Annotated in this window: 6 protein-coding genes; all 6 read left to right on the top strand. The window is 73.8% G+C overall.

All coding sequences use genetic code 11. The features are described 5' to 3' along the window. Nucleotides 1-258 precede the first annotated feature (258 nt). From F9B16_RS48200 to F9B16_RS48175, 6 genes are read left to right on the top strand one after another with little or no spacing between them, the layout of a single operon-like run. Nucleotides 259-1,260, top strand: coding sequence for a 3-oxoacyl-ACP synthase III family protein (locus F9B16_RS48200; RefSeq protein ID WP_151546977.1), 1,002 nt, complete (start codon nt 259-261; stop codon nt 1,258-1,260). 2 nt (nt 1,261-1,262) lie between these two features. Next, entirely contained in the window at nt 1,263-2,039 is a 777-nt protein-coding gene (locus F9B16_RS48195; RefSeq protein ID WP_225992624.1) for a glycosyltransferase family 2 protein, read from the top strand. Beyond that, nucleotides 2,036-3,199, top strand: coding sequence for a cytochrome P450 (locus F9B16_RS48190; protein ID WP_151546976.1), 1,164 nt, complete (start codon nt 2,036-2,038; stop codon nt 3,197-3,199). The genes F9B16_RS48195 and F9B16_RS48190 overlap by 4 nt, the downstream gene beginning before the upstream one ends. Then, the gene (locus tag F9B16_RS48185) at nt 3,196-4,731 is read left to right on the top strand and encodes a class I adenylate-forming enzyme family protein (protein WP_151546975.1); all 1,536 of its coding nucleotides are present in this window, start codon (nt 3,196-3,198) and stop codon (nt 4,729-4,731) included. Before F9B16_RS48190 ends, F9B16_RS48185 begins: the two co-directional genes overlap by 4 nt. Beyond that, on the top strand, nt 4,728-5,654 hold the full coding sequence (locus F9B16_RS48180) for an NAD-dependent epimerase/dehydratase family protein (protein ID WP_151546974.1): 927 nt from the start codon (nt 4,728-4,730) through the stop codon (nt 5,652-5,654). The genes F9B16_RS48185 and F9B16_RS48180 overlap by 4 nt, the downstream gene beginning before the upstream one ends. A 49-nt stretch (nt 5,655-5,703) precedes the next feature. Next, on the top strand, nt 5,704-6,435 hold the full coding sequence (locus F9B16_RS48175) for a Clp protease N-terminal domain-containing protein (protein WP_151546973.1): 732 nt from the start codon (nt 5,704-5,706) through the stop codon (nt 6,433-6,435). The last annotated feature ends 525 nt before the right edge of the window (nt 6,436-6,960 follow it).

The raw sequence follows: 6,960 nt of genomic DNA, 5'->3' as shown, positions 1-6,960 counted from the left end.
ATCCGGCACCCGCCCGCCCCGGCCCGGCGGCCACCCGCCCCCGGCCCGGCGGCCGCCCGCCCCCGGCCCGGCGGCTCGTGGCCGGAACCGGCTGGTCCGGCAAAGTACTCATTCGGGATGAGTGTCACTACTCACTGCGAATCAGGCTAGAACGCCTGGTCGCTCTTCCGTAAGGTCTCCCTGTCCGGACGCGGCCGGGGCCCGCGAACCTGGCTTTCCCACGCTTTCCACCCAGGACGAGGACCGGGGGACCAGCCCATGAGAGCCCGCATCACCGCCGTCGCCGCGCACCTGCCGCCGCGCGTCGTCACCAGCGCCGAGGTCGAGGCCCGCGTCGCCGCCGAGAGCCCCGGCTACCGGCCGCACCCCACCATCGTCGAGCGGATGACGGGGATCCGCGCCCGGCACGTCATGGACGACGGCGAGCAGGCCTCCGACCTGGCCGTCGCCGCCGCCCGCCGGGTACTCGACCAGCGCGGCATCGGCGCGGACGCCGTCGACCTGCTGATCTTCGGCTCCGCGTCGCAGGACCTCATCGAGCCCGCCACCGCGCACATCGCCGCCGCCAAGCTCGGCGCATCCTGCCCGGTGTTCGACGTCAAGAACGCCTGCAACAGCTTCCTCAACGGGCTCCAGATGGCGGACGCGCTGATCCGCACCGGCCAGCACGAGCGGGTCCTCGTCTGCACCGGCGAGAGCCCGTCCCGCGCGATCCGCTGGACGGTCCGCGACCGCGCCCAGTTCGCCGACGCGTTCGCCGGCTACACCCTGTCGGACGGCGGCGCCGCGATGCTCGTGGAGGCCGCGACCGACGGCGGCATCTTCTACCGCGACTTCGCCGCCGTCTCCAGCGCCTGGGAGATCGGCACGCTGCCCGCCGGCGGGTCGATGCACCCGCGCGACCCCGAGTACGCCTACTTCAAGGGCGACGGGCGCCGGCTCAAGGAGGCGTTCCTCGCGGCCGGCCCGGAGATCTTCGCCAACGCCCTCACCAAGACCGGTCTGACCTGGGACGACTTCGCGGTGGTGGCCGTCCACCAGGTGACCCTGCCGTACCTTGAGGTGCTGCGGGCGACGCTCGGTGTCCCGTCGGACCGGCTCGTCGTCACGCTGCCCGAGCACGGCAACGTCGCGTCCGCGAGCCTGCCGCTCCAGCTCGCGACCGCGATCGCGGACGGGCGCTGCCGCCCCGGCGACCGCGTCGCGCTCGTCGGCCTCGCCGGCGGCGTCAGCCTCGGCGTCCTGTTCGCGGAGCTGTGACGATGCCGCCGACCACGCCAGACGCGATGAACCTCTGGGTCGTCGTCCCCGCGTTCGACGAGGAGCGCTCGATCGGCGCGACGCTGCACCGGCTCGCCGCGCAGACCGACCCCCGCTTCACGCTCGCCGTCGTCGACAACGGCAGCCGCGACGGGACCGCCGAGGTCGTCCGGGCGTTCGCCGAGGACCACCCGGCGATGGACGTCCGGATCGTCCGGGAACCGGAGAAGGGGACGGGCGCCGCCGCCGACACCGGCTTCCGGCACGCCATGACCGCGGGCGCCACGCACATCGCCCGCACCGACGCCGACTGCCTGCCCGCCCCCGGCTGGATCGCCGCGGTGAAGCGGGCGTTCGCGGACGGCCTGGAGATGGTGTCCGGACCGCTGCGGCCCCGCACCGACGAGTTCCCGCTGAAGCTCTGGGAGCGCCGCCTGCTGCCCGCCGTGATCGGGATCGCCGCGGCGTTCGGCCGGTTCCGCCCCGGCAACCAGGACCCGCTGTACCTGGGGCCGTACGTGATGATGCCGGGCTGCAACGTTGCCATCACCGCCGACCTGTACAAGCGGGCCGGCGGGTTCCCGCGCACCCGCATCGAGGAGCTCCACGAGGACCGCGCACTCGTCAACCGCGTCCGCTACCTGACCGACGCCTACGGCCTGCGCAAGGACGTCGTCGTGTACGGGTCGGTGCGGCGGCTGCGCGCGTTCGGGCTGGTCAAGACCCTCGGCTGGTACGCCGACCACCGCTACGTGCCCGAGGTGGTGGACATCCGATGAGGACCCCCGACTGGGAACGGCGCCTCTACCTGACCGCGCACCCGTTCGCCTACCCGCTGCTGCGCGGCCTCGCCCGGCGCGGGCCGATCGTCCGGGTGCCGGGCCTCGGCGTCGTCGTGAACGCGGCGCCGCTCGCCCGCGAGGTGCTGATGGACGGCGAGACGTTCCGCAAGGACGGCCCCGGCTCGCCCGGCGAGTTGTGGACGCCCGTGCTCGGGCCGTCCGTCCTGCTGAACATGGAAGGCGACGCGCACCGCGCGCTCCGCCGCCGCCTCACCGACCTGTTCACGCCGTCCTACACCGACGCGCTGTGCGCGCGCGTGCTCGCGGACCCGCTGGAACGGCTCGCCGACCGCCTCGCGCGCGGCGCGACCGTCGACCTCGTGGACGCCGCGCGCGTTATGGCGGGCGCCGTCATCAGCGAGGTCATCGGGCTCGACGCGGGCACCGAGGCGGACTGGCGGCACCTGTTCGAGCAGGGCGAGCGGATCGTGTCGATGGTGTCGCTGCGGACCCGGCGGCTCAGCCCGGCGCAGATCGAGCGAGCCCGCGCCGTCCTCGACCCGCTCGGCGCGATCGCCGCCAAGGCCTACGCCGCCGGCGACGAGTCCACGGTCATGGGCCGGATGCGGGCGCTCGGCCTCTCCGAGGACGAGGCGCGCGGCGCCGCCGGCGCGTTCTTCCTCACCGGCACCGAGACCGTCGCCACCCTGCTGCCCCGCCTGATCGCGCTGCTCGCCGACTCGGGGCAGCTGCCGCGGGTCGCCGCCGCGCGCGGGCTGCTCGACCGGGCGATCGACGAGGCGATGCGCGTGACGACGCCGACGCCCGTGATGCTGCGGAGCGTGCATCGCCCGGCGGTCGTCGGCGGCGTGGCGATCCGCCCCGGGGACCGGGTGCTCATCGCCACGCACAACTGCTGCCGCGACCTCGGGCCGTTCGACCTCGAAGGCCTGCACCCGCCGGAACTGCGGCGCCTCTGGTTCGGCGCGGGCCCGCATTTCTGCATCGGCTTTCCGCTCGCCACGGCGCAGATCCGGCGCGTCGCCCGGACGCTCCTGGACGCCGCGCCATTGCGCATCACCAGCCGCGCCGCCGCCCGCGGCGTCCTGATCCCGACCTACAGCCATCTCGCCGTCCGTTCGGAGGCCGTCGCATGACGCTCGTCCGGCAACTGCTCGACCAGGCCGCGCGGACCCCGGACGGCGTCGCCCTGGTGTCCGGGAACGGCACGCAGCTCACTTATGGCGAACTGCGCCGCCAGGTGCTCGCCGTCCGGCACGGGCTCCTTTCCGCGGGCCTCGCGGAAGGCGACGGAGTGCTCTTCTCCGTCCGCCCGTCACCGGAATCCCTCGTTCTTGCGCTCGGCGTCGTCGCCGCCGGGGGAGTGGTCGTCTTCGCCGATCCCGGAGCCGGGCCGGAAATGTTCACGGCCCGGCTGCGATTGGCGCGGCCGCGCTGGTCCGCCGCCGAATCGGTGCTCTACGCGGGGAGCCGGCTGAGAATCGTCCGGGCCTACGCGCGGCGGCGCGGGCTGCTGCTCCCGAATCTCGCCGAACTGCAGATCCCCGGCGAGGACCCGATGCGGCACATCCACGTCGGCCGCCGCCTCCCCGGAGTGCCGCGAGGCTCGCTCTCGCTCGCCGACCTGCTGCGCGGCGACGCCCCGGAGCCGTCGCAGGACACCGACCCGGACGCCCCCGCGGCGGTCATCTTCACCTCCGGGACCACCGCCGCGCCGCGCGCCGTCGCCCATTCCCAAGCGTCCCTCGCCGCCGCACTCGGCCTTTTCCGCGACCGGATGCCGCTCGGGCCCGGCGACGTCGTCCACACCGACCAGCTGATGCTCGGGCTGCCGACGCTGATATCCGGTGCCCGCTGGTCGATGCCGCCGCTGTTCTGCTCGCCCGCCGATTTCGCGCGCCTCATGCGCGAACGCGGCGCCACCCACACGTTCTGCGTCCCCGTCCACCTCGCCGAGATCCTGGACGCGGTGCCGGAACTGCCGCCGTCGCTCCGCTACGTCCTGCTCGGCGCCGCACCAGCACCCGCCGGAATCCTGAAACGCGCGACGAGCGCGACGTCCGCCGAAGTGCTCTCCGTCTACGCCATGACCGAGATATTGCCGGTCGCGATCGCGTCGGCCGAAGAGAAACTCGCGCACACCGGGTCCGGCGCCGAAGGCGACCTTCTGGGCACTCCTCTTCCGGGCGTCGGAGCGCGGCTCGCCGACGACGGGGAACTGCTCCTTTCCGGGCCGAACCTCTGCCGCGGCTACCTCGGCACCGAACCTTTCGAGGAACTCGCCACAGGCGACCTGGCCCGCCTGGACGACGGCCGGATCGTCCTGACCGGCCGGAAGAAGGACATGCTCATCCGCGGCAAATTCAACCTCTACCCCGGCCTTTACGAGCCGTCCATCGCCGCGCTCCCCGGCGTCGACGAGGCCGCCATCGTCGGCGTCCCCGACCACGAGACCGGGGACGAGGAGGTCGTCCTCGCCGTCACCGGCACCGCCGACCCCGCGCGCCTCCGCCGCGACCTGCCCGCCGTCATCGACCACGACGCGCTGCCCGACCGCGTCATCGTCCTCGACGCGCTGCCCCGCTCCGGCCGCACCCGCAAACTCGACCGCGACCGCCTCCGCGACCTCGCGGCGCGGCCCGCCCGGCACCCGGGGACGCCCGGATGAGGATCGCCGTCACCGGCGCGTCCGGCTTCGTCGGCGGCGCCGTCTGCCGCGCCCTGACCTGCCGCGACATCACCGTCCACGCGTTCGGGCGGCGGCCGTCCGTCCCGCCCGGCCACCTCGCCGGCGCCGCCTACCGGTCCTGGGACCTCACCCGCGGCCCGATCCCGGACGCGCCCGCGGTCGACGCCGTCGTCCACTGCGCGGGCAGCGTCACCGACTGGGGACGGCCCGCCGACCTGTTCGCCGCCAACCTCACCGGCACCCGCAACGCCCTCGCGTCCTTCCCCGGCGCGCGGTTCGTGCACGTCAGCACCGCCAGCGTGTACGACCCGTTCCGGCCCAGTGTCATGGCCACCGAAGACGAGGCGCCCGTCGCCCGCTACCTCAACGCCTACGGCGCCTCCAAGGCCGCCGCCGAACGCCTCGTCCTCGGACGCGGCGCGATCGTCCTGCGCCCGCACGCCGTCTACGGGCCCGGCGACACCACGCTGCTGCCGCGCGTCCTGTCCGCCGTCCGGGGGCCGCTGCTGCCGGCCGTCGGGACGGGCCGGCAGCGGATCAGCCTGACCTCGATCGCCAACCTCGTCCAGGCGTGCCTGCTCGCCGCGACCGGGCCCGTCGCGTCCGGCGTCTTCAACGTGGCCGACGCCGCTCCGGTCGTGATCGGCGACGCGTTCCGCGAGATCCTCGCCGAACGCGGCGTCGCCGCCTGTCCCGTCTACCTCCCGGCGGGCGCCGCCCGGCCCCTTGCCGCCGTCGCCGAGGGCGCGTTCCTGCTGGCCCGCCGGCCCGGGCCGCCGCGCCTCACCCGCTACGCGATCAGCCACCTCGCCGTCGAGCGGACCCTCGACATCACCGCCGCCCGCGACGTCCTCGGCTACGCGCCGCACGCCACCACCTTCGCCGGAGCCGCCGCCTGGTAACCGTCAACTGCCGGTTGACGATTCTCGATCGTCAACCTATGGTTGACGCATGAGCGAACCCGCGCAGACCGGCGTCCAGATCCGGCTGGACGACCTCATCGCCGCCATCAAGAAGGTCCACCCCGACGCCCTCGAACAGCTCACCAGCGCCGTCGTCGCCGCCGAGCACCTCGGCGAGGTCGCCGACCACCTCATCGGCCACTTCGTCGACCAGGCCCGCCGCTCCGGCGCGTCCTGGACCGACATCGGCAGGAGCATGGGCGTCAGCAAGCAGGCCGCGCAGAAGCGCTTCGTCGCCAAGGGCGCGCCCGCCGACCTCGACCCGTCCCAGGGGTTCTCCCGCTACACCGTCCGCGCCCGCAACGTCGTCATCGGGTCGCAGAACGAGGCCCGCGCCGCCGGCAGCGCCGAGATCACCCCCGCCCACCTCGTCCTCGGCCTGATCGCCGACCCGCAGTCCCTGGCGAGCAAGGCGATCATCGCGCAGGACGTGCTGCTCGACACCGTCCGGCAGGCCGCCACCGCCGCGCTGCCGCCGGAGGCCGCCGAGGTCCCCGCCCTCATCCCCTTTGACCAGGACGCCAAGAAGTCCCTGGAGCTGACCTTCCGCGAGGCCCTCCGCCTCGGCCACAACTACATCGGCACCGAGCACATCCTCCTCGCCCTCCTCGAACACGAGAACGGAACCGGCATCCTGTCCGAGGCGGGCGTCACCAAGCCCGCCGCCGAAGCCCACATCGCCACCGCCCTCGCCGCCTTGGTCGCCGAACAGTCGGAGTAGCCCCTCGCCCTCCAAAGCCCCCGAGTGCCCGCCATTCGGGGGCCGCAGGCTGCGCGCGGTGTCGGGGCTGTGTCGCTGGCTTGGCGTTGTTGGCCTGCCGGTTCGGGGGATGCGATGCGCTGAGGTCCATCCCCAGCTCGGCTGCTCGTGGGATGGGTTGGGCGATCGTGCCCGTGGCAGGGTGCTGTGAGCTTGGGCGGCTGAGCTCATGGGGTGCGCCGGAGGGGCTGTGGGCGGGGCGTGGAGCTGGAGCGGGCGGTCTTCGCGAGGCGATGTGATGTTGGGGACGGGACGTTCGGGCCGGGAGGCCGGGAACGTCTCGTCAGTTCGGCCGGGAGTTCGGCCGGGAGTTCAGGTCAGGAGTACGAGCCGGGAGTCCCAGGTGGGATTTTGGGGGCGGCGGGGGCGGGTGTTCGGGGTATCGGCGAGAGGGGTGTTCGGGTGGTGGGGTGGCGCTTGCGTACGGGGCCGCCCCTCCAAAGTCAAGGGCGCCTTCGGCGTCGCTTCGCGATGGACTTCGTCCAC

This window comes from Actinomadura montaniterrae (assembly GCF_008923365.1).
Lineage (GTDB): Bacteria > Actinomycetota > Actinomycetes > Streptosporangiales > Streptosporangiaceae > Spirillospora > Spirillospora montaniterrae.
Note: the sequence above shows the minus strand (reverse complement) of the source record. Positions and strands in the feature narration are given on the sequence as shown.